Genomic DNA, 26,325 nt, shown 5'->3' with positions numbered 1-26,325 from the left:
TGTCGATGACGCTCACGGCGGGGGCCATGTGGGTGAGTGCGCGGTCGGTCCGGCGGGCGCTCGCACGCGACGACTACCTCGACACCCTCGACCCCGATCGGTGGCCCGCGGAGCCGCCCGCGCGCCTTCGCCGGTCGGGTCGCGTGGTCGTCTCGCGCGAGGGCGACCTGCCGGTCTACCGCTACGAGCCGGCGGCGCGCACTCCGGGGCTCGAGCTGATGTACCTGCCCGGTGGGGGACTCGTGAACCCGCTCGTGGCCGAGCACTGGTGGATCGTCGAGCGTCTCGCCCGGGCGACGGGGGCGGCGATCACAGTGGTCTGCTATCCGCTGGCGCCCGAGCGCGGCGCAGACCACACCCTGGCCGTGATCGATGCGCGATACGAGCGCCTCGCGGCGCGGGCCTCGAGGCTCTGGGTGGCCGGAGACTCGGCGGGCGGCGCTCTCGCCGTCGGTCTGGCCCTGCGCGCCTCTCGTCGCCCCGACGCCCTCGTGCTGTTCTCGCCCTGGCTCGACCTGGGCCTCGAGAACCCCGCGATCGCCCGGCGGGCGCGTCGCGATCCCTCGTTGCGGGTGCCCGGACTCCGCGCGGGAGCGGCTGCCTGGGCGGGCGAACGGGGCTGGACGACCCGGCGATCGATCCCGCGCGCATGGATCCGACCGGTCTGCCCCCGACTCTGTTGTTCCAGGGCGGCCGCGACATCTTCTTCGACGACGCGGTGGCGTTCACTCGGCGGGCGGATGCCGTCGGAGCGCCGGTGCGCCTGATCACGGCGCCGGCCGGGTTCCACGTCTACGTCGGGGCGTTCTGGACGCCCGAATCTCGCTCGGCGTTCGCCGAGGTGGGTGCTCTGGCCCACGCGACACAGTCGGCGATGACATAACGGTACATATGTGCAACAATCTGCCGAGGGGTGCGACGATGCGCCCACCCACGGAGGAAAAATGGCCGCTCGATACGACCTCGCCAAGATCAAGCTCGGCAAGCTGATGACCGATCCGGATGCCGAGGGCATCATCCTCGACGTCATCCCCGACCTCAAGGCCAGCCCGACCTACCTCGTGGCGCGCACCCTCACCGCGAGCGCCGCCCTCAAGCTCGCCGAAGCGCAGATCGGGGCCGACAAGGCGGCCGAGCTGCGGCGGCGGGTGGAGGCCCTCGAAGCCTGACCGGGCCACGGCGACCGCGTAGATTGGCGGCGTGACACCCCTCCTCTTCCTCGCCGTCGCCGTCGCCGGTGGCATCGGAGCGGCCCTGCGCTACGTCCTCGACGTGCTCATCCGCCGGCGAACGGGTGAGGGGTTCCCCTGGGGGATCCTCGTGGTGAACCTCACGGGAGCCCTGGTCCTCGGCATCCTGAGCGCCCTTCCCGCCGACGAGACGTGGCGCTGGATCCTGGGGACCGGCCTGCTCGGCGGGTACACCACCTTCAGTGCGGTGGCCGTGACGACCGCGCTCCTGGCCGAGGAAGGGCGCACGCGCGCCTCGTTGTCGTACGCCGTCGTCTCATTCGTGGGATCGGTGCTCGCCGCCGCGCTCGGATTGACGGTGGGCTCGCTGTTCTAGAGCGGACCGCCCTCGGAAACCCCATGGGATACTGAGGTTCGATACACACCTGTATCGAATGTGATCCCGGAGGGTCCTTCGTGTCGTACCTGGCCGTTCTCAGCCTGAAGAACCGCGCCCTCATCGCCCTCGTCACGATCGTCGCCGCGATCTTCGGCGGTCTCGCGTTGACGAGCCTCAAGCAAGAGCTCATCCCCTCGATCGAGTTCCCGCAGCTCGCCGTCGTCACGACCTACCCGGGTGCGTCGCCCGAGGTCGTCGAGACAGACGTGTCGACGCCGATCGAGAACGCGATCCGCGGGGTGGAGGGGCTTGAGTCCACCACCGCCACCAGCACGACGAACTCGTCGATCGTGTCGGCGTCGTTCACCTACGGCACCGACCTGGCGGCCGCGCAGCAGAAAATCCTCGCCGCGATCGCCCGCATCAACGACCAGCTGCCCGACTCCGCCGACACGACGGTGGCGTCGGCGAGCATCGACGACTTCCCCGTCATCCAGCTCGCCGTGACGGGCTTCACCGACGCGCAGGCGACGCAGGCGACCCTCCAGACGAGCGTGGTTCCCGACCTCGAAGACGTCGCGGGCGTCAACGGCGCGCAGATCGTCGGCGGCACCGGCGAGCGGGTGACGATCACTCCGGATGCCACCCGCCTGGGCGAACGCGGGTTCAGCCAGCAGGCCATCACCGACGCGCTCGACGCGAACGGCGTGCTCTTCCCGGGCGGCTCGCTCACCGAGAACGACCAGACCCTCACCGTGCAGACGGGCTCGAAGCTCACCAGCGTCGACGAGATCTCGGCTCTGCCCCTCGTTCCGACCGACGCCGCGCAGATCGCGGCCGGCCAGACCACGATCGCCGACGTGGCCGACGTCGCCCTGCAGACCGACCCGGTGACGACGCTGTCGCGCGTCGACGGCAAGCCGGCGCTGACCATCGCGGTGACGAAGCTGCCCGCAGCCAACACCGTCGACGTCTCGCGCGGAGTGCTCGCGGCGTTGCCCGCCCTCGAATCACAGCTGGGTGAGGGGGCGACCTTCACCGTCGTCTTCGACCAGGCGCCCTTCGTCGAGCAGTCCATCGAGGCCCTCGCGCAAGAGGGTCTTCTCGGCCTCGTCTTCGCGGTCGTGGTGATCCTCGTCTTCCTCATGTCGGTGCGTTCGACGCTCGTCACCGCCATCTCGATCCCCACGAGCGTGCTGATCACCTTCGTCGGCCTCCAGGCGTTCGGCTACTCGCTGAACATCCTGACCCTCGGAGCTCTGACCATCGCGATCGGCCGTGTCGTCGACGACTCGATCGTGGTGATCGAGAACATCAAGCGCCACTACGTTGGCGACGCCGACAAGATCCCCACCATCGTGCGCGCGGTGCGCGAGGTGGCCGCGGCCATCACGGCATCCACCATCACCTCCGTCGCGGTGTTCCTGCCGATCGCCTTCGTCGGCGACGTCACCGGAGAGCTGTTCCGCCCGTTCTCGCTCACCGTGACCATCGCGATGGCCGCCTCGCTGCTCGTCTCGCTGACGATCGTGCCCGTGCTGGCGTCGTGGTTCCTGAAGCCCGGCAAGGTCATCCGCGACGACAACGGCGACCCGGTCGATCCCGAGGCCGCCGACGCCCCGCCGTCGCGGCTGCAGAAGGCCTACGTCCCGATCCTCACGTGGACGCTGAAGCACTCGGCGGTCACCCTCGGGGTGGCGGTGCTCATCCTCGGCGGCACCCTCGCCACGTTCCCCCTGCTCAAGACCGATTTCCTCGGCGATTCGGGTCAGAACACCTTCACCGTCACGCAGAAGATCGGCCCGGCACCCAGCCTCGACGCCGAAGACGCCGCGGCCCAGAAGGTCGAGGCCGTGCTGCTCGACACCCCGGGCGTGCAGACCGTGCAGACCTCGATCGGCTCGAGCGGCTCGGCGCTGCGCGACGCCTTCTCGGGCGGCGGCTCGGGCATCACGTACTCGATCACCTCCGAGTCCGGAGCCGACCAGGTCGAGCTCCGCGAGCGCGTGCGCACCGAGCTCGAACAGCTCACCGACGCCGGAGAGATCGAGGTCGCGGCATCCGGAGGCGGCTTCGGCTCCACCGACATCACCGTCGACGTGACCGCCGCCGACGGCTCGTCGCTGCAGCAGGCGAGCGATGCCGTCGTGTCGCAGCTGCAGGGTCGCGAGGGCGTGGGCCAGGTCACCAGCAGCCTGTCGGCCTCGCTGCCCTTCGTGTCGGTGCGTGTCGACCGCGCCGCGGCCGCGGAACGCGGTCTGTCGGAGCGCACGGTCGGCGCACTCGTCTCCGGGGCGCAGCAGCCCCGTCAGGCGGGCACCGTCGAGCTCGACGGCCGCGGAGTGACCGTGTACCTCGCCACCGCGAATCCTCCGCAGACGATCGACGACCTGCGCGCTCTCGAGATCCCGAGCGCGAGCGGAGCGGTGCGCCTCGACCAGATCGCGACCGTCGAAGAGAGCCAGACGGCGCCCTCCATCACGACCGCGCGCGGCCTTCGCACCGCGACGATCACCGTGACGCCGACCTCCGACGACCTCGGCAGCTCCTCGGCGACCGTGCGCGACGCGCTCGCCGACGTGCAGCTGCCCGAGGGCGCTACGGCCGAGGTGGGTGGTGTGGTCACCAGCCAGCAGGATGCCTTCGGCCAGCTCGGCCTCGCCCTTCTCGCGGCGATCCTCATCGTCTACGTCGTGATGGTGGCGACCTTCAAGTCGCTGCGCCAGCCGCTCGAGCTGCTCGTGTCGGTGCCGTTCGCGGCGACCGGAGCGATCCTCATGCTCCTGATCACGGGCGTGCCGCTCGGGGTCGCGGGAATGATCGGCGCGCTGATGCTCGTCGGCATCGTCGTGACCAACGCCATCGTGCTGATCGACCTCGTCAACCAGTACCGGGCGCGGGGTCTCAGCGTGTTCGAGGCCACGATCGTCGGCGGAGCGCGACGTCTGCGGCCGATCCTCATGACGGCTCTCGCGGCGATCTTCGCGCTCGTGCCGATGGCGCTCGGCATCACCGGCCACGGCGGGTTCATCTCGCAGCCGCTCGCGGTCGTGGTGATCGGCGGACTCGTGTCGTCGACGTTCCTGACGCTGCTGGTGCTGCCGACGCTCTACAACCTCATCGAAGGAGCGAGCGAGCGCCGCCGTCAGCGCCGCGCGGAGCGAGAGTCCGTGCAGAGTGCGCCGACGGCCCACGACGACCACCCGTTGAGCCGACGCGAGCTGCGCGAGAAGCACTGATCGCGAGCGAGCGAGAGGCGGCGGGGCCCCGAGCGGCGACGTGCGTCCGCGCGGCCGTGGAAGCCTCACCCGCGTTGGCCGTGAGGTGCCGCGCGGCGACGTGAGTCGGCGGGCGACCGTCGACACCGCGTTGCGGCGCGGTGCGGGTGTTCGCCGAGGTGAGGACGGTTCCGGATGCCACGACTCCGGTGCGGTCGCTCGTCGGCAGCGAGCGCTCGGTGCGCGCGAGCACCGTCAGGAAGCGCTCGAGGGGCGAGGCGGACAGGGGCGTCATCACAATGCGACGCGTCTGCGCCGGGCGGGGGAGTGCGCGGGCGGTGCCGAGCGGGCGCAGCGAGGCGCGCGAGCGCGCGGCGACCACCGAGCGGCTCCGGCGGCGCGGGGCGACGTGGGCGACGGCGGGAGCCGCGGTATCCGCCACTTCCTCCACGACATCGCGCGTGGTCTTGGCGGACGCACTCGCGAGGATCTGCGTGAACATGCCCGACCACGCGAACATCGCCGCGCACGAGATCGTCTCGAAGAGGGCGAGGTTGATCGTGGCCGACACGAACAGCGAGATCGAGGCGATCAGCCACACGAGTGCGATGCCCGTGCCGATCGCCATGCGCTTGCCGAGGCGGTTGAGCATCAGCGGAGCGCTGAGCAGCAGCACAAGGAAGCCGAGCACCATGGAGCCGGCGACCTTGTCGTGCAGGTCTTTGTCGGTGTTGAGGGGAATGCAGCCGACCAGGGCGAGATTCACACCGACGCAGTTGAGGCAGAGGAAAGCAACGGTTGCCGCACCGCGGCGCACGGGACCGCGACCAAGACGCGCGATGTCACGACGCACGCAGAAGGCGAAGACCACCACGATCATTCCGCTGACCTTGAGCGTGGTGTTGAAGAATGCGCTGGAAAGATCGCCGAAGATGCCGAGCTGGCTGAAGTGCAGCTGCCACCACAGCGGGTCGCTCGTGGTCGCGATCGCGAGCAGCAGGCCGCCGACCAGCGTGGTCAGTGCGGCAGCGCCGACGTGAAGCGAGGACAACGCCGCGAGTCGACGCGTGAGGCCGGTCAGACGCGGCACCGAGACAGAAACGGGGACGGCGAAGCGGAGCGCGGTGCTCATGATGGGGGATCTTTCCTTCAGACGGAACGGGGATCCCCCCTCATCGCGGGACCCTCGGCCCCCGTCGGCTCGTTCGGGTAGAAGGCAAGGGGAAACCTTGGTCCTCTGCCTCCCCCGGCCTTGACGGAAATCCGTCACCGCTCATGGTAACGTTCGCGCCGCCTTCGTAGGAAAGCCCTTGCCTGGGATTTTCCCTGGTCATATGGCTAATTCTTTGTCCCCCATTTGGGGGACAAGAATGCGTCACGCGGTGAAGCGCACGCCCCATTCCCGGCGCATCGACGACCCGGGTTCGAGCTTTTCGAGGTCGGTTCCCGTGGCGAAGGCGTTGGCGGGGGCCGTCATCGGCTCGATCGCGACGGCGAGCGGGTGACCCGGATACCGGTCGGTCGTGAACACCTGGGCCCAGCGGAAGCCCTCGTCCTGCCAGAGCTCGAGACGGCGCCCGTCGGGAGCGGTGAGCGTGTGGCGCGCGCGTCCCTCGGCGTCGCGCTCCAGCCCGCGGTAGCCGTTGTCGAGGCCGGCGTCGCCCAGGCGCTTGCCCGCGCGCAGATCGGTGGCGGCATCGACCGGCACCTCGGCGACGGGGATGTTGCGCTCGTCGACGACGAGCGTCGAGGTACCAGTGGAGTGCACCACGAGATCGGCCGTCGGCACGCCCCCGATCTGCAGGTAGGGGTGCACGCCGAGCGCCACCGGCGCCGTTCGTGCTCCGACGTTTTCGATGTCGTGAGTGACGTGCAGCCCGTCGTCGCGCAGGTCGAAGGTCACGCGCGTGCGCAGGTGGAAGGGATACCCGGTCTGGGGCACGACATCGGCCCCGAGCACGAGCCGGGCGTCGGTGTGCTCGATCGCCTGGTACATCCCGAACCGCAGCAGTCCGTGGCTGGCGTTGCCGAACTTCGGCTCGCTGATGGCCAGCTGCAGGTCTTCGCCCTCGAAGGTGTACTTGCCGTCTCGGATGCGGTTCGGCCACGGCACGAGCACGACCCCGGATGCCGCGGGCGTCGGGGCGTCGTCGGGGTAGCTCGGCACGAGATCGACCCCGTCGACGGTGAGCGCGCGCAGCGCTGACCCCACCTGGGTGATCTCGGCCGACGAGCGCTCGCCGCGCAGGCGGAAGCGGAATCCGGTGGGGTCGGCGGTCATGACTGTGCCTTTCGCGATCGGCGGGGGCGCTGCAACCAGGGCTGCAGCATGCGGGTGACCCACGGGAGCACCGCGTAGGTCATGACGGGGGTGAGCATGAGGGTCGTCGCGAGCACGCGCAGCACGAGCGGCACCTCGGCGAAGCCCGGAATGAAGCCCAGCAGCCATGACGCCAGCAGATTGGTGGGGAAGAAGCCGACCCAGATCGTCACCGCCTGCTTCCAGCGCGGGGGAGCCGGGGGCACGGGCTGCTGGATCGGCTGGGTTCCGGCATCCGTTACCGTCGCCGCTTCGAGGATCGAGCCGTGCGGGGCGTCGAACCAGCCCTCGATCCCCGTGCGGCGCTCGCTGCGCTCCTCGCGCGCGAACGGGCGGCCCGAGTCGAGCCACCACTGCCGCTGCGGGGAGCTCTCCCACTCCTCGAGCGTCGTGATGTCGCGGAAGCGGTACAGCATGTACCAGAGGTCGCTGTCTTCGCCCGCGCGCACCCAGCCCGAGCCGAGGAAGCCCGGAAAAGCGGTCGCGAGGTCGGTGCCGGCCTGCATCCAGGAGGTCGCTTCGGCGGTGCGCGTCGGGTCGATGCGCCGCTCGATCGCCACCGTGATGGGGTGGGCGTCGGTGTCTGCCATGCGTCTATCTTCCGTCAGCGCAACCCTGAGTCCCTCTCTCCCCGAGATTGTCCCGGTCCCGACCACCCCTGTCCCTCTCTCGACCACCCTCGTCCCACTTTCGGTGGGGTGATGTCCCAGGTATGGCTGTGTGATGCGTCACGAAAGCGCCATAAGTGGGACATGGGTCATCCGGGGGGGGGGGCATGGATGCCATTCCCAGGCGCCACCTGTAACGTGGTGAGGTCGGCTCTGGACACCGCGCGTGATGCGCGGATGGGTTTGTAGTCCAAGGGGCCGATGGACAGGACGCGATCGCGGCCTCGACCATCACTAGTGAATTGGCCCCCGGCCGACGAGAGTCCGGGTTTCGCACCGCCACGAGCGGTGTCGCTGTTTCGCGCGAACAGAACCCAGGAAGTTTCTCCATGCCCAAGAACAAGAAGCCCGCCGGCGGCCGCGCCGCCAAGAACTTCGAGCCCCGCTACGGCGCCAAGACTTCGTTCCAGGACCGCAAGCGTCGTCCCGGTACCGAAGGCCCCGCCAAGCCCGGCAGCAAGAGCCCCAACCACCGCGGCTACCGCCCCGAGTCGGAGGCCACCCCCGACAAGGGGCGTTGGAACGCCGCCGACCGCGCCGGCCGCACCGAGGCCCGCAACATCCGCACCTCGGCTCGCGACGACCGTCCGGCCCGTTCGTTCGACGATCGCCCCGCGCGTTCGTTCGACCGCAATGACCGTCCCGCGCGTTCGTTCGACCGTGACGAGCGTCCCCGTCGTGACGCCGGTGAGCGTCCCTCGCGTTCGTTCGACCGCAGCGACCGCCCCGCGCGTTCGTTCGACGAGCGTCCCGCCCGCTCCTTCGACCGCACCGAGCGTCCGGCTCGGTCGTTCGACCGCACCGAGCGTCCTGCGCGTTCGTTCGATCGCGATGAGCGTCCCCGTCGTGACGCCGGTGAGCGTCCCGCGCGTTCGTTCGACCGCAGCGACCGCCCCGCGCGTTCGTTCGACGAGCGTCCCGCCCGCTCCTTCGACCGCAACGAGCGTCCGGCTCGTTCGTTCGACCGCACCGAGCACCCTGCGCGTTCGTTCGATCGTGACGAGCGTCCCCGTCGCGACGCCGCTGACCGTCCGGCCCGTTCGTTCGACCGCAACGACCGTCCCGCCCGCTCCTTCGACCGCACCGAGCGTCCCGCGCGTTCGTTCGATCGCGATGAGCGTCCCCGTCGCGATGCCGGTGAGCGTCCCGCCCGGTCGTTCGACCGCAGCGAGCGTCCGGCCCGTTCGGTCGAGGACCGTCCGGCTCGCTCGTTCGACCGCACCGAGCGCCCCGCGCGTTCGTTCGATCGTGACGAGCGTCCCCGTCGCGACGCCGGTGAGCGTCCCGCTCGCTCGTTCGACCGCAGCGACCGCCCGGCCCGCTCCTTCGACGAGCGCCCCCGCCGAAACGACGGCCCGAGCCGTGACGACGGCCCGAGCCGCAGCGACTGGGGCCACGCGCCCGGAGGCTCCGCCCGACGCGACAGCGGCGGGTGGAGTGGGCGTGGGGAGAACAACACCCCGAAGCGCTCCGCCGAGCACGAGCAGCGCGTCGACGTCGTGCACGAGCGCCTGCAGGCCGAGGCCGTTGACGCCGCGACCGTGACCGGTGCCGGCTTCGCCGAGCTGGGTCTGGGCGACAACCTCGTCCGCGCCCTCGCCGGTCTCGGCGCGGCGAGCCCCTTCCCGATCCAGGCGGCCACCGTCGCTCCGATCCTCGAGGGACGCGACGTCCTCGCCCGCGGCCGCACCGGCTCGGGCAAGACCATCGCCTTCGGCGCACCGCTGGTCGAGAGCATCCTGCGTTCGCAGGCGGGTCAGCGTCGTGAGTTCGCTCGCGCCCCCAAGGCGATCATCCTCGCCCCCACGCGCGAGCTCGCCCTGCAGATCGACCGCACCGTGCAGGCGCTTGCGCGCAGCGTGGGCCTGTTCACCACCCAGGTCTACGGCGGCGTGCCCCAGGCGCGTCAGGTCGGTGCGCTCAAGAAGGGCGTCGACATCGTCATCGGCACCCCGGGTCGCATCGAAGACCTGCTGAACCAGGGCAAGCTCGACCTCTCGCAGGTGCAGGTCGCCGTCCTCGACGAGGCCGATCACATGTGCGAGCTCGGCTTCCTCGAGCCCGTGCAGCGCATCCTCCGCGCGACCAAGAAGGGCAGCCAGAAGCTGCTCTTCTCGGCCACGCTCGACCGCGAGGTGGCGGCCCTGGTCGACGAGTTCCTCGTCGAGCCGGCCGTCTACGAGGTCGCCGGTGAAGACCAGGACTCGAGCACCATCGAGCACCGCGTTCTCGTCATCGAGCACCGCGACAAGGCGCAGATCCTCGACTCGCTCGTCGACCGCGCCGGCAAGACGCTCGTCTTCGCCCGCACCCGCGCCTATGCCGAGATGCTCGCCGAGCAGTTCGACGACGCCGGGATCTCGGCCGTCGCCCTGCACGGTGACCTCAACCAGCAGAAGCGCACGCGCAACCTCGAGAAGCTCACCTCGGGTCGCGTGAACGTGCTCGTCGCGACCGACGTCGCCGCCCGCGGCATCCACGTCGACGACATCGACCTGGTCATCCAGGCCGACGCCCCTGACGAGTACAAGACGTACCTGCACCGCTCGGGCCGCACCGGTCGCGCCGGTCGCGCCGGCACCGTGGTCACGCTCATCACGCGCCAGCGTCGTCGTCGCATGACCGAGCTGCTCGACCGTGCCGAGATCGAGGCTCCTTTCGAAGAGACCGCGCTCGGCGACGACGTGCTCGAGGAGCTCTCGGGCCGTCAGCTCTCGAACGTCGACGCGTAATCGTCGTCAGGGAGGCCCTCGTCCGCATCGCGCGGACGGGGGCCTTCGTCGTTCGCCGGTCACGTCGCAACCTCAGAACAGCGTGGGCTCGCTCGCCGGCGCGACACGGGGGCGGGCGGATGCCGGGACCCCGGTCGACCTGATGGGTCCGAGGCTGCTCGCCGGCGTCGGCGTGCGTGCCGCGAGGCCGGGCTGCGGTCGACCGCGCGGGTGGTCGTCTTCGTCCCACCCGTCGAGGCGGTGCATGCGCAGGAGCGGTCGCATGCGTTTGCCGAGCCAGGTGCGGTAGGCCTTCGGGGCGGAGGTCGACACACCGGGGTACAGCCCCCGGTACGACGACACGAGGTGCGGGTGCTCGCGTTCGAGCCACTCGAAGAACCACTGCTTCGCCCCGGGGCGCAGGTGCAGCGCCCCGTAGACGACGCGCGCCGCACCCGCGGCGCGGATGCGCGCCAGGGCGTGATCGAGCGCGGCGATCGAGTCGGTGAGGTGCGGGATGATCGGCATGAGGAACACCGTCACGCGGAACCCCGCCTCGGTCGCCGCGCGCACCGTGTCGAGGCGCGCCTCGGCGCTGGGGGTGCCCGGCTCGATCGAGTGCTGCAGCGTGTCGTCGAACACCGCGATCGACATCGCCAGCGACACCTTCACCTGTTGCGCCGCCTCGGTGAGCAGGGGCAGGTCGCGTCGGAGCAACGTGCCCTTCGTGAGGATCGAGAACGGCGTGCCGTTGTCGGTCAGGGCGCCGACGATGTCGGGCATGAGGCGGTAGCGCCCCTCGGCGCGTTGGTAGGGATCGGTGTTCGTCCCGAGCATGACGGGCTCGCGGGCCCACGACCCGCGCCGCAGCTCTGTGCGCAGCACGTCGGCGACGTTGACCTTGACCACGATCTGCGAATCGAAATCGGCCCCGTAATCGAGGTCGAGGTATTCATGCGTTTTCCTAGCAAAGCAATATGAACACGCATGAGTGCATCCGCGATAGGGATTCACTGTCCAATCAAATGGCATCGCCGAAACCCCGGGAACGCGATTCAATGCGCTTTTGCACAGCACCTCGTGGAAGGTCATGCCCGCGAACTCCGGCGTCGTGACCGAGCGCACGAGGCCGTCCATGCGCTCCATGCCCGGGAGGGCTCCCGAGTCGTCGACGCCGAGTTGTTGACCTTGCCACCGCATACTCACATTCGAACACATGTTCTACATCAGGGCAAGCCCCGGCATCCGATAATCGCTCCCATGCTCGAATGCTCTCGCGATACTGTGACAGGCGTCGCTGGTTCGTCTGCCGCGATGGGAACGAGGGGCGCATGGAGACCGTGCGACACGTGCGAGGCCACGCGCTGCTGACGGCGGCCGGGCGCCGCCTCGAGCCCCTGCATCCGTCGTGGGTCGAACGTCACCCCGCGGCCGCAGGATGGATCTGGCTCGCGGCGATGGCCGTGCTGATCGTCGTCGTCGACCTCGCGGACGGCCCGGAGCCCCTGCGGGTGGCCGTGTCGTTGAGCGCCGCGCTGCCCTCGCTGGGCGCGACGCTGCTCGTGCTGTCGCAGACGCCCCGTGCGCACCTGGAGTCCGAACCGTCGATCCTCGGTCACTTCTTCGCGCGCTTCTTCGCCCTGCTCGGGGCGCTCATCCTGTGGATCGGATCCGTCGTGCTCGGTGCGGCCGTCGCGGTGCAGCTGACCGAGGATTCCCGCTCGAACACCGAAGCGGCGTGGGAGGAAGCTCTCGAGATCTTCGGCGCCGTCGTGCCCTTCATCGTCGCGGTGCTGTGGGCCGTGCTCATCTTCCGCTGCGTCGGGTACATCGCGCGCCTGCGCGGGTGGGCGCCGGTGCCGACGCGGCACCGCATCCCCGAGCAGTTCTTCGCCGAGTCGCCGCGCACCCGGCGCGTGGTGGTCGGGCTCGCGCATCCCGCCCTGTTGCTCGTCGCCGGCACGCTCAGCATCGTCCTCGTGTTCGTCGCGGCGGGCGAAGTCGCCTTCAGCGACGCGCTGTGAGGGCCGCGCGGGCGTCCATCGGGTGAGGCGGGGTCGACCGGTCCGCGGTCCCGGGAGACAATGGGACCAGTCATGTCCCCCGATTCCGAGCTCTCTCCCCGCCGCGCCGCGCGCGCGGAAGCTGAGCGACTCGCGACGGCGGCACTCCCCGTGCCCGTCGCCCCGGCCGCGCCCGAGGCCTCCGCGTCACCGACGCGCCGCGCTCTCCGCGAGGCCGGATCGAGCGCGGCCCCGCTTCGTCGTCGCTCGTTCGCGCCGGTCGAGGCCTCGCACTCCTCGTCCGAAGGCGGCCGACTCCGTACCGCGACCGAGTGGTTCTCCGCTCTGCCTACGGCCCGCCGTCGCCGGCTCGCGGTCGTCGCAGGAGCGCTCGCGGTGGTCGTCGCCACCGCGACCGTGGCCGCCGGTCTGGCGATGGGGGCGGGGGCGGATGCCACGGCTTCGACGAGCGCCAACGACGCTGCCGTGACGGCGTCGATCGCCGGTCCCCCCGCTGTCCCCTCCGAGGGGCTCCCCGTGCCCGCGGTGTCAGCGGTGGCGGCAACGGCCACGCCGTGCGACGACCCGGCCGTCACGACGGCGCTCTCTGCGGGCGACGACGCCGCCGCCATCGCCGCGGCCGGCGGAGGCAGCGCCTTCCGTGTGGCCGTGGCATCCGGGATCGCGCCCTGCGTATCGCTCTCCGACCCGAACCGCGAATGGGTCGTCGTCAACAAGCAGCGGCCGCTCGAGCCCGTCGACTACTACCCGGGCGACCTCATCATGCCCGCGAACGTCCGCGCCCTCGAAGACTCCGCGCTGCGCACGCCGGCGGCGAACGCGCTCACCGCGATGGTGAAGGCCGCCTCCGACGCGGGAGCCGGCGAGATCGGCTACCTGAGCGCGTTCCGCTCGTACACGACCCAGAAGTCCACCTACGCCGGCCGCGTGCGCGTCAGCGGGGTGGAGGGTGCCGATCGCGAGAGCGCCCGACCCGGCTACAGCGAGCATCAGTCGGGTCTGGCCGTCGACATCGTGCCCTGCAACGGTTCGTGCCGCACTCTCGACGACGTCGCCGCGTCGGCTCAGGGCGCGTGGGTGCGCGAGCATTCGTGGGAGTTCGGCTTCGTCACGCGGTACGCGGAGGGTCGCGAAGCGGTCAGCGGATACGAGCCCGAAGCGTGGCACCTGCGCTACATCGGTCCTGAACTCGCTCGCGCCTACCACGAGGGCGGCTTCACCACCCTGGAGGAGTTCTTCGGACTCCCGGCGGCGCCGACGTACTGAGTTCAGCCCCGCCGCCTCCGCGGTGTGAGACGCACGCCTGGCAGGGGCGGCGCCGGAATGCGCTCGGGGCCGTGGTCGATCACGGTCCCGAAGCGCGGCGCCTGTGCTTCCCACGCCTCGCGGGCCTCGACGATCTCGTCGTGCGAACGGCCCACGAAGTTCCACCACATGACGATGTCGGCCTCGAACGGCTCCCCGCCCAGCAGGAACACGCGGGCACCCCCGTCGCTGCGCAGCTCGACATGGTCGCGGCCGCGGCCGAGGTAGATCAAGCGAGTGTGGTCGACGGATGCCGTGGACCCCGGCTCGGCAGGAGTGCCGGGGCGTCGCGCGGCGTCGGCGTTCACGGCATCCGCCCCCGTTTCGACCTCGGCAGTGCCCGTCATGCCGTATAGGGCGTACTCCCACTCGGGGCGCAGGGGGACACGCACGGTGACGCCGGCCGGCAGACGGAGTTCGGCGCCCACGATCGGGGTGTGCACCGTCGCGGGCGAGACGACCTCGCCAAGCGTGCCCATCACCACGACCGCATCGGCCCCCTCGCCGAGGTCGAGCACCGGCAGGTCTTCGTGACGCTCGAACGCGGGCTCCCCGTGCCGCCGCGACTCGGGCAACGCCACCCAGAGCTGCAGGGCGTCGAGGGGGATGGGCCCCTCGCCGACCGAGTACTCGGAGTGCGCGATCCCCGCGCCGCTGGTCATGAGGTTCAGGGCGCCCGGGCGCACGACGACGTCACTGCCCACGGCATCGCGATGCCGGACCTCGCCGATGATCGGCCAGGTCACCGTCTGCAGTCCGATGTGCGGGTGCGGCTCGACGCGCATGAGCGTGTCCTGCGGGCCGAAGCGGTCGAGGAAGCACCAGGCGCCGACCATCGGCAGCGAGCGGTGGGGGAGGGTGCGGTGCACTTCCATGCCGCGCACGCCGCCCAGCGGCACCTCTCGTGCCTCGACGATCAACGCGCGGGGGCCGTCGCAGTCGATCGGACCCTCGGATGCCGGGGGAGCGACGTCGAGTCGGGTCACGACCGGTCGCCGCCTCCGGCCGGGTCGGTGTCGCCCTGCTCGGGCTGGTCGACGGACAGGCCGGGCACGTCGTGCTCGCTCAGGTAGTGCGCGACGAAGGGGCACGAGGGGATGATCGTGTCGCCGCGGCGAGCGAGGTCGGAGAGCGCCTCACTCGCGAGGGTCGAGCCCAGGCCGCGACCCTTGAACGCCGGGTCGACCTCGGTGTGGGGCAGCTCGGTGCGGTCGCCGCTCGCGGGGCGGAACTCCATGAAGCCCCCGAGCTCGTCGCCCACGTGGATCTCGTAGCGGCCCGCCTCGTCGTTGCGGGTCACGGTCAGTTCGTCGGCCATGGAATCTCCTTGATCGGTGTCCACAGCAACGTATGCGCTGGCATGGATGTTCCGCCATCCCCACGTCATGGCGGAAGTCGTGGGTTAGGGGGGCGTCGAGCCCTCGCCCTACCCGAGGCGCGAGCGGTGCCTCCGCACGGCGGCGCGGTTGGCGCAGCGCACCGAGCAGTAGCGCTGACGGCCGTTGCGGGTGACGTCGACGACGACGTTCGTGCACGGGTCGGCGGCGCAGCGGCCGAGGCGGTTCATGCCGCGCGTGACGAGGTGCAGAGAGGTGCCCACCGAGATGACGGCGGCGAGCACGCGGGGGAGCGCCTCGTCGCTGTCGCGGTAGTGCAGGTGCCACCCCTCGCCGTCGTGGTCGGTGAGGCGCGGGTAGGCGGTGACCGCGGCCATCTGCGCGTTCAGCAGCGCGGCGCGCGCGGCGGGGTCTGTCTCGTCGACCACGCGGAGCCACTCGTCGATGACCGCGCGGGTGCGTTCGTGATCTCCGGATGCCACGGGGAAGGTCATCGTCATCCCCATCTCGCGCGTGCGCTCCTCGATGCCGGCGCGATCGGCGGGCCAGTCGTTCGCGAGCGACGCGGCCAGCAGGACCGCGTACTCCCCGTAAGGGTTGAGATGCATAACGGCATTACATCACGCTGGGATCATGACCGCCTCAGACCTGCTCGCCCTCGCCGTCTCGGCATCCGCCCCTCACGAACACGGCTGGATCACCGAGTCGGCGCACTCGACCAGTCAGGGTCGGGTGCGGTACGTCCGCTGCTCCGCGTGCGGGGCGCGGCGCGTCGACCTCGAGGCCGCGAGCGTCGTCGTTCCCCTCGCGGTGTCGCGGATCTCGCCCCCTGCCGGCGAGGTCGGAGGCCACCCCGCACGGTAGCGTCGAGTCAGACCGTCGACGGAGGACGCATGGATGCTCTGAGCCTGATCGCCGTGACCGCGGGAGCGGTGCTGGTGCTGGCCCTCGTGCTGCACGTCTGGTACGCCATCGGCCTGTCTCGCGTGTTCGCGGGCCGCGGGGGCGAGCCCTGGCGGGCGTGGATCCCGCTGCTGAACGAGGCCGAGATCTTCCGCCTCGGCCGGCAGGACCCGGTGCGGGCCGTACTGCTGCTCGTCCCGGGCGTCAACGTCTACGGGCTCGTGCTCAAGGCGCGCGCGGCGCACCGTCTCGGCGAGCCGACCGGTCGCGGGGCGGGCACGACGGCCCTCGCGCTGGTGTTCCCTCCCGTGTGGGCGGGCGTACTCGCCGCCGGGGAGAAGACTCCGGATGCCGTGGATCATGCGACCGATGACGACGCCGAGGTCGTGACCGTAGCCGAGGGCGAGCCCGCGCCGATCACCGCCGTGCCGGGGGCGGAGGCGACGGCGGGTGAGGCGTCGACCGCGGCAGCCTCCGCGACGACTTCTGCGACTCCCTCTTCGGCTTCCGCTGCGACGACGGATCCGCCTCCGCCGGCTGCCGCGGCCGGAGGTCGCCGCGCGCGGTCGGCCACGCAGGAGACGCCGAGTATCCCGGTGCTGCCAGGGCCCGTCCTCATCGGCGAGGTGCCTGCGGAGGAGACGACCGTGGCACCGAGCGTCACCGCCCCGCTCGACGACGGAGAGGTCGCCGAGGCGCCGGACGCCGTGCCCTCCGTCGAGGTGCCGAGCTCCGCCCCCGTCGCCGAGGTGCCCGCCGTCGCTGCCGGCGCCGAGACGCCCACCATCGCGGCCGCCGGCGCGCCCGCCGCGGAGGGCGAGGAGCTCGGCCGGGTCGCCGAGACGACCGATTCCACGGCGCAGCGTCCCGACGAGCAGTCGTCGGCCGCCGCCTCGCCCATCGAGGAGATGACGCAGACGGCACGTCCGCGGTCACGCCGCCGTGGCGAGTGGAGCCTGCACCTGCCCGGTGGAGAACTCGTCGCCCTCGAGAGCCGGACCGTCGTGCTCGGCCGTCGTCCGTCCGTCGACGACGAAGGCGTGCAGTACGTCACGGTGACCGACGACACGCGCACCATGTCGAAGCGTCACGCCCGCCTCGACTGGACGGTTACGGGCTGGACCATCACCGACCTCGAGTCGACCAACGGAGTGACCCTGGTGCACGACGACGGTCGCACCGAGAAGCTGTCGGCCGGGGGCACGGCGATCGTTCCCAGCCGCTTCCGGCTCGGCGACGCGCAGGTCGAACTGCGCCCCGAACCGACGGCCTGACGTCGCGGGGCGTTCCTACTCCGCGGGGTCGGGACCGTACAGGCCGCGACCCGTCGGCGCCGGGCGCCGCGACGCGGTCTCTTCGCGACGGCGGCTGACGTACACGGCCAGTGCGCCGATGGCGCCGAGCGCCACGAGTCCCGCCACGCCGATGCCGGTCATGGTCGAGATGGCCGCGGCATCCGGACCCGGCCCGACGACCACGGCCACCGGAGCGGGCGTTCCGGTCGGCGATGCGGTCGGCGAGGCGCCGGGGAACGGGCTGTTCGGCCCGCGCAGCCCCGAGCCGGGGACCAGCACGATCGCGTCATAGGGCTGCACGAAGCCCCACCCGGTGATGTTCGAGCGATCGTCGGGCTGCGGCCGCACGGCGGTCGCCTCCAGGCGGTACGCCCACTGCGCGGGGGTCTCGCCGGGGTGCGCCGCCGCGACGAGAGCAGCCGCCCCCGACACGTACGCCGCGGCGTAGCTCGTCGCGGGTTGCTCCTTCGCCACCACGCAGTCGCCGCCCAACGGCCAGGCCGAGGCGATGGCCTGACCTGGAGCGGAGAGCCGCACGTGCGTGCCGCGGATGCTGTCGCTCGTGACGGCGCTCTCGAGGTTGGTGGCCGAGACGCCGATCGCGCCCGAGAATCCGGCCGGGTAGCGGATGCCGTCGGCGTCGCTCTGCTCGACCGCGGCCGTCGAATCGCGGTTGCCGGCGCTCGCGATGACGAGGCTGCCGTGCGACTTCGCGTAGGCGACGGCGTCGGCCAGGGCGCCGTTCTTCTCGGTCGTGCTCATCGAGACGTTGATGACCTGCGCGCCCCGGTCGGCGGCGATGCGGATGCCCTCGGCCATGCGCGCGGTGTTCGGGCCGATACCCGCGTCGATCTGCGACTTCTCGTCGCCCGCGTAGACGCGGATGGGCAGGATCTTCGCCTCGGGCGCGAGGCCCTGCACCCCGGAGCCCGAGATCACCTGCGCGGCGATCTGGCCCGCGATGACGGTGCCGTGACCGTAGGTGTCGGTGCGTCCGTTCGCGTCGGTGCCGTCGGGTACGAGGTTCACCCCCGGCACGACGTTGTCGTCGAGGTGCGGGTTCTTCGCCACCCCCGAGTCGACCACCGCGACGGTGACGCCCGCTCCGCGAGTGAGCGCCCAGGCCGCGTCGCTCTGCAGCTGGGCGAGCGCCAGCGGGGTCTGGGTCACGCGCGTCGACGCATCGCACTGCTCCTGCGTGGCCGACACGATCCCGGATGCCGGGCCGAGGCCCTGCGCCGAGATCGGGGCTCCGACTCCGGCGTGCGCCGCGGCGGGCACTCCCGCGAGCAGGATCCCGGTCGCGAGCGCGACCGCGCCGACGCGTCGGATGCCCGCGATCACTTCGTCTCCGGCGTGGTCTGCGCGGCGCCCTCCGTCAGCGACGGGCCGGTCGCGAGCAGGGCCGTCCACCCGTCGGCCACCGCGCCGACGTCGTCGGTGCTGTATCCAAGGCGGGAGATGACCTCTCCGCTCGCGCCGGGGAGGGGATACGCCGTGCCGGTGGCATCCACCAGGGTGAGCACGCTCGAGTTCTGGTCGCCGCGCCCGCCGGCCCGCACGAGGGCGCCGTGGCTGGGCTCGACCTGCACCCCGGCGGTGACCGCCGTCGACGTCGGCTGCGTGGCCAGGGCCGTGACGGCTTGACCCTCGCCGCCCTCGAGCACGGCGCACGGGCGCTGGTCCGCCGCGACGGTGTCGAACGCGGTCTCGGGCCAGTCCTGACCGAGGTCCTGCGTCGCGGTCGGGAGGTTGCGGGTCTCGTCGATCGAGACCTCGGTGACGCTCGTACCGAGGGAGCTGCCGCTTCCGAGCTGGTACAGCTGCCAGGCGAGAGGGGTCAGGCGCACGAGCACACCGCCGGTCTGCACCAAGTAACGCTCGTCGTCGGGGGTGCCCGTCTGTCGGATCACCTCGCCGACCTTGAGCGAGGTGCCCGGTACGCCCTGGCCGAAGTTCTTCAGCATGATCGGCGTCAACGGCGTGCCCGCTGTGAACAGGTCGAGCCAGGCGGCCGAGACCGGCACCGGGTTCAGCGACGAGATGCCGGCGGCGCGCAACACGGCATCCGGATCTTCGTTCGACACTGCGAAGCTGCGCTCGCCCTGCACCACGTGCAGAAGGCCGTCGACGGAGACCACGACGGCCTTGCCCGTGGCGGGAGTCGGAGCCGCGGCCGTGCTCACTCGGACGTCGACGGCGGCGTCGTCGGTGACGCACGCGCTCCAGCCCGAGTTGATGAGACCCGATGCGGGGGGCAGTTCGTCGGGGGCGCCCGTGATGCCGAGGGTGTTCCCGACGGGGGTGCCGGCGAGTGTCGCCTGGTCGGTGGAGATGACCCCGAAGTTGTCGGCGGGCAGCAGCAGGCGGGCGCTGGCGGTGTTGATCACCGGGTGGAGCACGCCGTCGACGGTGACGAAGCGTGCTCCGGTGTCGGAGACCAGCACGAGCTTGCCGTTCTCCCAGCCGGTCGGAAGACCCGGGCGGATGAGGCCGTAGAACACACCCACCAGCACGACGATCACGGTGAGGGCGATTGCAGCGATCACCGCGCGCAGGGGAGAGGTCGGCTGCAGCTCCTTGCCGCCGGGGGCGCCGCTGACGAACGCGGTGAGCAGGCGTCGGCGCGAGAAGTTCTGCGCCTCGATCAGGTCGCCCTTGGTGGCCATCGGGTCAGGCCAGTCCGGACGAGATGACCGACAGCGGCAGGAGCGAGGCGAGCACCAGCAGCTCGACGGTGTCGGCGACGCGGATGAGGCGCAGGCGCGTCTTGGGCGCCAGCAGGGTCACGGTCACCACGCTGACGGTCGCGACGGCGAGCACGATCAGGATGCCGACGCGCAGACCCGGCTGCGCGAGCGACGCCACGACGCCGGCCACGACGAGGCCGAGCACGCCGGTGGCCATCACCGTGAGCACGCCCGAGCGGGCGTAGGTCTGCCGCGAGGGGAACATCATGCCGGCGAAGGCGAGAGCGCACAGGATCGCACCGGTGGCGTTCTGCGCGGCCACGAGCGGGGTGGCGACCAGCACGGCCGCGGCGAGGGCGAGCCGCAGGGCGATGAGGATGCGCTTGCCCTGGGCGACGCGAGCGGCGATGTCGTCGGCGTCGATCGGCTCGGGGTCGGCGAACATCTCCACGTCGCTCTGGGGCGAGAACACGCGCAGCCGCGTCGTGCCCATCGCGAGCCAGGGGAGGGCGCCCGCGAGCGTGCCGACGACGCCGATCATGAGCGTCCACACCATGGCGGGAGGGAAGAAGGCGGCGAGGGTACCCGCGACGCCGATCGCGCCGCCGGCGACGAGGGGAGCAAGCTGAAGCTCGGCGTGTGCTCGTGTCAAAGCGAGCGAGACGCCAGCGATGACGAACGCACCGCCACCGGCTGCGGCCATCGGCCATCCCCACATATCGATCGCCGCGGGGATCGCGAGATAGCCCGCGACGGCGCCGAAGACGGCCGCCGCCATGCCGAGACCCTGGCCCGCTTCGCGCTGCCCGAGACGTGCGACCACGGCGGAGACGACGAGGAGCACGATGGCACCGCCGCCGGCGACGAGGGCGCCGAGGGGCAGGGTGCGGCCGGCGGCGAGGAGCAGCACCGCGCAGACGCCGAGGAGAGCGAGGCTCACGGCCAGGGCGGTGCGGGCATTGTCGCGCGTCGTCCACGGCCGGTTCTGCTGCGACGTCGCGTCGAGCACCGCTTCGACGATGTCGTCGTAGACCCGCGGCTGGGCGACGAGGCCGCCGCGCACCAGCGTCAGTACCTCGCCGTCGACGATGCCCTGGGCCGAGGCCCCGAGCGAAGGATCGACGGTCGTTCCGTCCGCGCGGTGCAGGGCGTAGCCCGCCGAGGTCATCGACGGATCGAGCACACCGAGAGAGCGCGCGAAGCCGGGGAGGAACTCGATCACCGGCACCTGGGCCGGTACGGCGATGTCGAGACGCCGCCCCTCGCTCTGCACCGACAGACGCAGCAACGCACGCGTCGCGTTCATGACGTCAGCCATCCGCGGCCCCTTCTTTCCGGACCGAAGCCCCCCTGCGGTCAGACCCCGAAAGCCTATCGGGGCGGTGCGTCACGCCCCGTCGAACCGCGCCGCGGAGGCGCGGTCGGCGCTGACGTAGTCATCGGCGATGGAGTCGGTGGCGTTCGCGATGCGCTGCAGCACGTCGCGCATCTGCTCGAGGGTCGCACTCCACTGCTGCTGGGCGTTGTTGTAGGCGACCTGGGCCATGCCCTCCCACTGGCCGCGCAGTCGTGAGACCTCGGCGTCGAGTCCACCGAGGGTCGCATCGATGCGGGCCGACTCGGCGCGCAGGCGACCCGCCGCCGAATGGAGTGCTTCCGGGGTGACACGTAGGTCGCTCATCATTCGCCTCCCAGCATCGAGCCGAGTCCGTGGATGGTGGTGCGGTGCTGTTCTTCGACCGCTTCCTGGTCTTGTGCGGTCGAGCGGAGCGCGGCGCTGAGCGTCACGAGCGTGCTGTTCAAGCGGTCGGCGCTGGCCGTCCACTCGTTGACCAGCGCGCTGTACGACGAGGCGGCGTCGCCGACCCAGTTACCGGCAAGCTCGTCGAGCTCGGCGAGCACGCGCCGGACGCTGTCGTTGACGTCAGCGTGCGCGCCCGACACCGCTTCGGCGCCCCGGACGAGCGCGCCCTCTCCGGCGGAGATGCGGTCAGACATCGTGATTCTCCTCTTTCGTGGAGTCGATCAGGCAGGGACGTGTTCGGCGAGCGGTCACTCGTCGCGACCGCCGGCCTGCGCGTTCTCCGACCGGGGGGCGATCTCTTCGTCGTCTTCCATGCGAGGAGCGATCGGGCCTCCGAGGCCGCGCGCGGCTTCGTCCTTGCGTTCGGAGCGCGAGCCGGGGCCGCCCATGCCGCCCACGCCGCGCGAGCCCGAGGCCGCTCCGCGGCCGCCGCCGGCGGCAGAGCCGCCTCCGACGCCGCGGGCCCCGCCCTTTGCGGACCCGCCTGTTGCCGAGCCGCCTCCGACACCGACGCCGCGGGCGCCGCCCTTGGCGGATCCACCGGCTGTGCCCGTGCCTCCGGCACCGCCCGCTCCGCCGAGGCCGGTCGCCCCGCCGCGTACACCGGCGCCACGGGCCGCGGTCGAACCGGGCGTGCCGCCGCCGCCGGCGGCGAGGCCGCCGACGCCACGGGCGCCGAGACCGGAGCCACCGGGGGTCTTGCCGAGCAGACCCCCAGAGCGGGCGCCACCGCCGGCCTTGGCGGAGCCTCCGGCCCCGCCCGCCCCTCCGCCGAACAGGCTGCCGCCGGCACCGGCTCCACCACCGCCCATGCGTCCGAGCGCCAGAGCGCCACCACCGCCGGCGACGAGGCCCGCGCCGAGCCCCGAACCGATGCCCGCACCGGGTCCGCCGGGTGTACCGCCGACGAGACCTCCACCGGGCATCGTCGAGATGCCGCCAGGAAGAGTCGGGCTGCCGATCACGGGACCGTCAGGCGTCGGGTCGGGCGGAACGTTGCCGATGTCGATGGGCGCCGGGCCACCGGGAACCGGGGTCGGGGTCGGGAACGGGCCGTAGTCACCGGGGCCGGGGCCGGTCGGTACCTCACCGCCACCATTACCGCCGCCGCCGATCTCGCCACCGCCGCCGATGTTGCCGCCGCCGACGTTGCCGCCTCCGCTCGAGCCGCCGTCAGGGGTCATGTCCCAGTCGGGGTACGACTGGAAGCTTCGGCCGCTGGTGGAGCCGGTACCGCCGTCGGGGTCGTACGGCGGCGGCGGGGGCGGCGGAGGCGGGGGAGGCGGGAATTCGCCCCCGGTGAACGGAGGGGGTGGATCGAGCGCCACATCGTCCAACTGGTTCGAGTGCTTCTCCACGGCCTCTCGAGCAGCCGCCTCGCGCTGCGAAGCCATGTAGTCGTTGATGGCACGGCCCGCACCCTCCCCGGCGAGGAACGCAACCGGACCGAAGATGATGGAGGCTCCGGCGGCTGCCCCGCGGACCATGGCCTGCTGCCCGGGGTCCATCTGGCCTTGAGGAAGGGACGCCGCGGAGTCACGCGCTTGCTGGCGTACCTCGTTCGCCTGGTCGAGCCGACTCGGAACGTGCTCTCGGAGGTAGACGAGTTGGTCGTCGATCTCGAGAGACGTCCGAGTGAACTGCGCTCGTGCCGCGTCGCCTGACGCGCCTGCGAGGCCCGGGTCTTCCGCGGCAGAGTCGAGGACCTGCTTGAGTGCCTCGAGCGCCCCGGCCAGCTCCCACCTGGTCGGGAGGTCCCACGGCACGCCGCCCTCGGCGAGATTCTGCAGACGTTGCTCCCAGATACCTGTCACGATCTGTTCCCCTTTCCAGCCTTGCGGCGTTGGGTGACGACGATGAGGACGATGACGACCACGGCCGCCACGATGAGGGCTCCGATACCGATCGCGGCCCACATCACCAGCGCTCCGAGATCGGAGCCGGTGGAGGTGGGCTCGGCGTCGGCGTACTGGTCGACGCTGCGGGGTTGCTCGTCGGGGGTGAAACCTCCGGCGGCGACAGCGCGGTCGATCTGCTCCGTTGTCGGGAAGCCCGCCGGTTTGTTCATGAGCGGTGTCTGGTCCGGATAGCCAGTGGGATCGATGCTGAGCATCGTGGGCAACCACGCGGCGCCGTAGCCGTACCCGTCTTCGGTGCGCGTCGGATCGTGCTGCGTCCCGTTGGTGGTCGCGATCATCGCCTGGACCAGTTGATTGCCGGTGGCCTCGGGCCACTTCTGCGCCGCGAGGGCGAGCATTCCGCCGACGACCGGCGCCGAGAAAGACGATCCGGTGGTGACCCCGCTCCTGTTCCAGTCGCCGGAGACTCCCACGGTCGGGAGGTCGACTCCCGCGGCCACGATGTCGGCGTGAGCCACGCCGAAGGGCGATGCGCCGTCACCGGGCTGGAGGGCGCCCGAGCTGTCGATGGCCGAGACCGCGACGACGCCGTTCATGGTGCTCAGATCGTTCGACGCGAGGGAGCTGGAATCGGCGTTCGGAGTGGCCACGAGCACGATCGCCCCCTTTGCGACCGCGTAGGCGATGGCCGTGGCATCGCTCGGGGAAGCCGACATCGACACAGAGGTCGTGATTATCTTCGCGCCGTCATCAACAGCGGTCTTGACCGCGAAGCCGAAATCGCGCAGGCCGGCTTCGGGGCTCTCGCAGAGTTCCTTCTTCTCTGCGGAAGATCCATACCCGTAGAACGTCACGGCCGCATCGGGCGCGATACCGCGAACGCCGCTCGGGCCGGCGCCGTTACCGATGATCATGGCCGTGATCGTGCTGCCGTGGACGGACGATTCGTTGGCGGACTCCGTCGCCGAGGCCGCACCGTTCTTGCACGGCTGAGCCTCGCTCACGGTGAGGTTGCGGCCTTCGAACACCGGGAGGCTCGGATCGATCTGCCCGTCGATGACGGCGACCTTCACCCCGGCGCCGGTGATGCCCGCGTCGTGCGCGGTCTGCACCTGGTAGGCCTCGTACCACCAGTCGTATTCGCCGCCGGCGGCGGCGGTCGCGGCCGGCACGGCCCCGCCGAGCGCGAGGGCCCCGGCCACCAACATCGCTCCGAGAGTGCGTCCGACGAGAACCTGCCGACGGGTCACCGGGGCGCACCCGGGAGGACGGACCGCACACCGGCTGCTCCCCCGCCGGACGAGGGGTCGCTTACCGCAGCGGGCTCCGCCGCCGATTCGACGATCGACAGGGCGTTCTGCGACATGAGCGAGCCAGAGGTGTCCGTCTCTTGCAGGGACTGGGCCGCTTGAGAAAGGGCCTCGGCGTTGTGAGCGACCGTGGAGCGCAGGTTCTCGACCTGATGGCTCAGTTCGATCGCCTGCTGACGGATTTGATCGGTCAAGCGCGCCGCGGCGGGCTCGGTGCCGTTGCCGTCGACGATCTCGATGGCTCCCGAGGAGGGGAGCTCCTCGGGCACCTGGGTCAGTTGCAGCACGCGCTGCAGCGCCAGCTCGAGATTGAGGAAGATCGACTCGGACATGGGGATCACTCGTTTCTCTGTGATCGGAATGTATGGAGGGCAGCAAAATGCTGCGCACGGGCGTGAGCCCGGGAGCCGGCGGCCGCCGCAGCGACCGCCGGCTCCGAAGGGGGTCAGGCGAAGCGGCCTGCGGCCGACTTGTCGGTCGAGGTGTAGCCCTGGGCGATCTCGTCGGTCTTGCCGGCGATCTGCTGGAGCAGCTCGTTCAGGCGGGTGATGGACTGCGTCCACTGGGCCTGCGCCTGGTCGTACGCGGTCTGCGCGTCACCGTCCCACGAGGAGCGGAGGGCGTTGACCTGCGACTCGAGCTCGTCGAGACGGGTGCGGATGCCGGAGGCACCGTTGCGGATCTGACCGGAGAGGGCGATGACCTGCTCGGGACGAACGGACATGGACTGCATGAGAGTTCCTTCTTTCGTGTCGAGCGGGGTCAGCCGAGCAGCGAGCCCAGGTTGCCGATGGTCTGCTGGTGCGACTCTTCCGAAGCCGCCTGGTCGCGCTCGGTGCCGCGCAGGGCGTCTTCGAGCGTGACGAGCACGTTGTTGAGCTTCGTCGTCTCTTCGTTCCAGCGCGCCATGAGCTGCGTGTACGAACCGGCCGCTGCGCCGGTCCAGAAACCGGCAACCTGGTCGAGCTCGGAACGGACCTTGCGGACCTGCTCGTCGATGCCGCCCTTGGCGGTGTTGACGGCTTCGGCTCCGCGTCGTAGCGCACCCTCCTGGGCCGCGATGAGATCTGCCACGTGTGTCTCCTCGATGTTCCTCCGGGCGAACCCGGGCGTTGCGGATCATGTCTGCACACGCGGGATTCGGCCCCGCGCGCGGGATCGATGAAGAACCGGAGCCCCCCACCGGGTCACGACCATATGTAAAGCGGTGCCGGGATACAAGCCACTTGCGCTTTTTCGAAGATGACAAAACTCTCATCTTTATTCCCGGTGGTGGGAGGAAAGACCGGAGCATGCCCGCGGGGTGGATACG

24 protein-coding genes and 1 pseudogene are annotated in these 26,325 nt (G+C 71.0%); 9 read left to right on the top strand and 16 right to left on the bottom strand.

What is annotated here, in order from left to right:
* Nucleotides 1-5: 5 nt before the first annotated feature.
* From RWH43_RS04185 to RWH43_RS04170, 4 genes and pseudogenes are all read left to right on the top strand, one after another.
* Nucleotides 6-883 (top strand): annotated as a pseudogene (locus tag RWH43_RS04185) (alpha/beta hydrolase fold domain-containing protein).
* 61 nt (nucleotides 884-944) lie between these two features.
* Nucleotides 945-1,169, top strand: coding sequence for a DUF2076 domain-containing protein (locus RWH43_RS04180; RefSeq protein ID WP_144830202.1), 225 nt, complete (start codon nucleotides 945-947; stop codon nucleotides 1,167-1,169).
* Nucleotides 1,170-1,200: 31 nt separating this feature from the next.
* Nucleotides 1,201-1,566 carry a fluoride efflux transporter CrcB gene (crcB, locus tag RWH43_RS04175; protein ID WP_144830199.1) on the top strand — a complete coding sequence of 122 codons (366 nt, stop codon included), beginning with the start codon at nucleotides 1,201-1,203 and terminating at the stop codon, nucleotides 1,564-1,566.
* A gap of 80 nt (nucleotides 1,567-1,646) precedes the next feature.
* A complete protein-coding gene (locus RWH43_RS04170; RefSeq protein WP_316000737.1) occupies nucleotides 1,647-4,808 on the top strand; it encodes an efflux RND transporter permease subunit in 3,162 nt (1,053 codons plus the stop codon).
* A 1,354-nt stretch (nucleotides 4,809-6,162) separates the two neighbouring features.
* Here RWH43_RS04170 and RWH43_RS04165 read toward each other — a convergent pair.
* Both RWH43_RS04165 and RWH43_RS04160 read right to left on the bottom strand, forming a co-directional pair.
* A complete protein-coding gene (locus RWH43_RS04165) occupies nucleotides 6,163-7,068 on the bottom strand; it encodes an aldose 1-epimerase family protein (protein WP_316000736.1) in 906 nt (301 codons plus the stop codon).
* Nucleotides 7,065-7,697, bottom strand: coding sequence for an antibiotic biosynthesis monooxygenase (locus RWH43_RS04160; RefSeq protein WP_144830191.1), 633 nt, complete (start codon nucleotides 7,695-7,697; stop codon nucleotides 7,065-7,067). Before RWH43_RS04160 ends, RWH43_RS04165 begins: the two co-directional genes overlap by 4 nt.
* Before the next feature lie 407 nt (nucleotides 7,698-8,104).
* On the opposite strand from RWH43_RS04160, the gene RWH43_RS04155 reads away from it, so the two are divergent.
* Nucleotides 8,105-10,507, top strand: a complete 2,403-nt coding sequence (locus RWH43_RS04155) for a DEAD/DEAH box helicase (protein WP_316000735.1) — start codon at nucleotides 8,105-8,107, stop codon at nucleotides 10,505-10,507.
* Nucleotides 10,508-10,579: 72 nt separating this feature from the next.
* Here RWH43_RS04155 and RWH43_RS04150 read toward each other — a convergent pair whose 3' ends face one another.
* A complete protein-coding gene (locus RWH43_RS04150; protein WP_230704076.1) occupies nucleotides 10,580-11,686 on the bottom strand; it encodes an Rv2578c family radical SAM protein in 1,107 nt (368 codons plus the stop codon).
* Nucleotides 11,687-11,817: 131 nt separating this feature from the next.
* Here RWH43_RS04150 and RWH43_RS04145 point away from each other — a divergent pair, with 131 nt between their 5' ends.
* Nucleotides 11,818-12,510, top strand: a complete 693-nt coding sequence (locus RWH43_RS04145; RefSeq protein ID WP_154096826.1) for a hypothetical protein — start codon at nucleotides 11,818-11,820, stop codon at nucleotides 12,508-12,510.
* A gap of 72 nt (nucleotides 12,511-12,582) precedes the next feature.
* On the top strand, nucleotides 12,583-13,776 hold the full coding sequence (locus RWH43_RS04140; protein WP_316000734.1) for a M15 family metallopeptidase: 1,194 nt from the start codon (nucleotides 12,583-12,585) through the stop codon (nucleotides 13,774-13,776).
* Nucleotides 13,777-13,778: 2 nt separating this feature from the next.
* Here RWH43_RS04140 and RWH43_RS04135 read toward each other — a convergent pair whose 3' ends face one another.
* From RWH43_RS04135 to RWH43_RS04125, 3 genes are read right to left on the bottom strand one after another with little or no spacing between them, the layout of a single operon-like run.
* A complete protein-coding gene (locus RWH43_RS04135) occupies nucleotides 13,779-14,801 on the bottom strand; it encodes a pirin family protein (protein WP_316000733.1) in 1,023 nt (340 codons plus the stop codon).
* Complete coding sequence (locus RWH43_RS04130; protein WP_367575748.1) at nucleotides 14,798-15,202, bottom strand: GNAT family N-acetyltransferase; 405 nt, start codon at nucleotides 15,200-15,202, stop codon at nucleotides 14,798-14,800. The genes RWH43_RS04135 and RWH43_RS04130 overlap by 4 nt, the downstream gene beginning before the upstream one ends.
* A 39-nt stretch (nucleotides 15,203-15,241) precedes the next feature.
* The gene (locus RWH43_RS04125; RefSeq protein WP_144830170.1) at nucleotides 15,242-15,760 is read right to left on the bottom strand and encodes a CGNR zinc finger domain-containing protein; all 519 of its coding nucleotides are present in this window, start codon (nucleotides 15,758-15,760) and stop codon (nucleotides 15,242-15,244) included.
* Nucleotides 15,761-15,785: 25 nt separating this feature from the next.
* Here RWH43_RS04125 and RWH43_RS04120 point away from each other — a divergent pair, with 25 nt between their 5' ends.
* Nucleotides 15,786-16,016 carry a hypothetical protein gene (locus RWH43_RS04120; protein WP_144830167.1) on the top strand — a complete coding sequence of 77 codons (231 nt, stop codon included), beginning with the start codon at nucleotides 15,786-15,788 and terminating at the stop codon, nucleotides 16,014-16,016.
* Between the two features lie 29 nt (nucleotides 16,017-16,045).
* The gene (locus RWH43_RS04115) at nucleotides 16,046-17,329 is read left to right on the top strand and encodes an FHA domain-containing protein (protein ID WP_316000731.1); all 1,284 of its coding nucleotides are present in this window, start codon (nucleotides 16,046-16,048) and stop codon (nucleotides 17,327-17,329) included.
* A 15-nt stretch (nucleotides 17,330-17,344) separates the two neighbouring features.
* Here the strand turns inward: RWH43_RS04115 and RWH43_RS04110 are convergent, their stop codons facing one another.
* The 10 genes from RWH43_RS04110 to RWH43_RS04065 all read right to left on the bottom strand — a co-directional run bounded on the left by RWH43_RS04110 (nucleotide 17,345) and on the right by RWH43_RS04065 (nucleotide 26,087).
* Nucleotides 17,345-18,694 carry a S8 family serine peptidase gene (locus RWH43_RS04110; RefSeq protein ID WP_316000730.1) on the bottom strand — a complete coding sequence of 450 codons (1,350 nt, stop codon included), beginning with the start codon at nucleotides 18,692-18,694 and terminating at the stop codon, nucleotides 17,345-17,347.
* Complete coding sequence (gene eccB, locus RWH43_RS04105; protein ID WP_316000729.1) at nucleotides 18,691-20,019, bottom strand: type VII secretion protein EccB; 1,329 nt, start codon at nucleotides 20,017-20,019, stop codon at nucleotides 18,691-18,693. Before eccB ends, RWH43_RS04110 begins: the two co-directional genes overlap by 4 nt.
* 4 nt (nucleotides 20,020-20,023) lie before the next feature.
* Complete coding sequence (gene eccD / locus RWH43_RS04100; protein WP_316000728.1) at nucleotides 20,024-21,358, bottom strand: type VII secretion integral membrane protein EccD; 1,335 nt, start codon at nucleotides 21,356-21,358, stop codon at nucleotides 20,024-20,026.
* A 69-nt stretch (nucleotides 21,359-21,427) separates the two neighbouring features.
* The gene (locus RWH43_RS04095; protein ID WP_144830152.1) at nucleotides 21,428-21,721 is read right to left on the bottom strand and encodes a WXG100 family type VII secretion target; all 294 of its coding nucleotides are present in this window, start codon (nucleotides 21,719-21,721) and stop codon (nucleotides 21,428-21,430) included.
* On the bottom strand, nucleotides 21,721-22,038 hold the full coding sequence (locus tag RWH43_RS04090; protein ID WP_144830148.1) for a WXG100 family type VII secretion target: 318 nt from the start codon (nucleotides 22,036-22,038) through the stop codon (nucleotides 21,721-21,723). The genes RWH43_RS04095 and RWH43_RS04090 overlap by 1 nt, the downstream gene beginning before the upstream one ends.
* Nucleotides 22,039-22,092: 54 nt before the next feature.
* Nucleotides 22,093-23,658 (bottom strand): hypothetical protein, encoded by a 1,566-nt coding sequence (locus RWH43_RS04085; RefSeq protein ID WP_316000727.1) that lies wholly within the window; start codon nucleotides 23,656-23,658, stop codon nucleotides 22,093-22,095.
* Nucleotides 23,655-24,911, bottom strand: a complete 1,257-nt coding sequence (locus tag RWH43_RS04080; RefSeq protein WP_316000726.1) for a S8 family peptidase — start codon at nucleotides 24,909-24,911, stop codon at nucleotides 23,655-23,657. The genes RWH43_RS04085 and RWH43_RS04080 overlap by 4 nt, the downstream gene beginning before the upstream one ends.
* Before the next feature lie 38 nt (nucleotides 24,912-24,949).
* Nucleotides 24,950-25,345 (bottom strand): hypothetical protein, encoded by a 396-nt coding sequence (locus tag RWH43_RS04075; protein WP_316000725.1) that lies wholly within the window; start codon nucleotides 25,343-25,345, stop codon nucleotides 24,950-24,952.
* Nucleotides 25,346-25,458: 113 nt separating this feature from the next.
* Nucleotides 25,459-25,746: a WXG100 family type VII secretion target gene (locus RWH43_RS04070; RefSeq protein WP_230704084.1), complete on the bottom strand. Its 288-nt coding sequence runs from the start codon at nucleotides 25,744-25,746 to the stop codon at nucleotides 25,459-25,461.
* A gap of 29 nt (nucleotides 25,747-25,775) precedes the next feature.
* Complete coding sequence (locus tag RWH43_RS04065; protein WP_144830137.1) at nucleotides 25,776-26,087, bottom strand: WXG100 family type VII secretion target; 312 nt, start codon at nucleotides 26,085-26,087, stop codon at nucleotides 25,776-25,778.
* Nucleotides 26,088-26,325: the final 238 nt, after the last annotated feature.

This window comes from Microbacterium algihabitans (assembly GCF_032464975.1).
Taxonomy (GTDB): Bacteria; Actinomycetota; Actinomycetes; order Actinomycetales; family Microbacteriaceae; genus Microbacterium; species Microbacterium algihabitans.
This window is presented reverse-complemented; position numbering and strand designations above follow the sequence as displayed.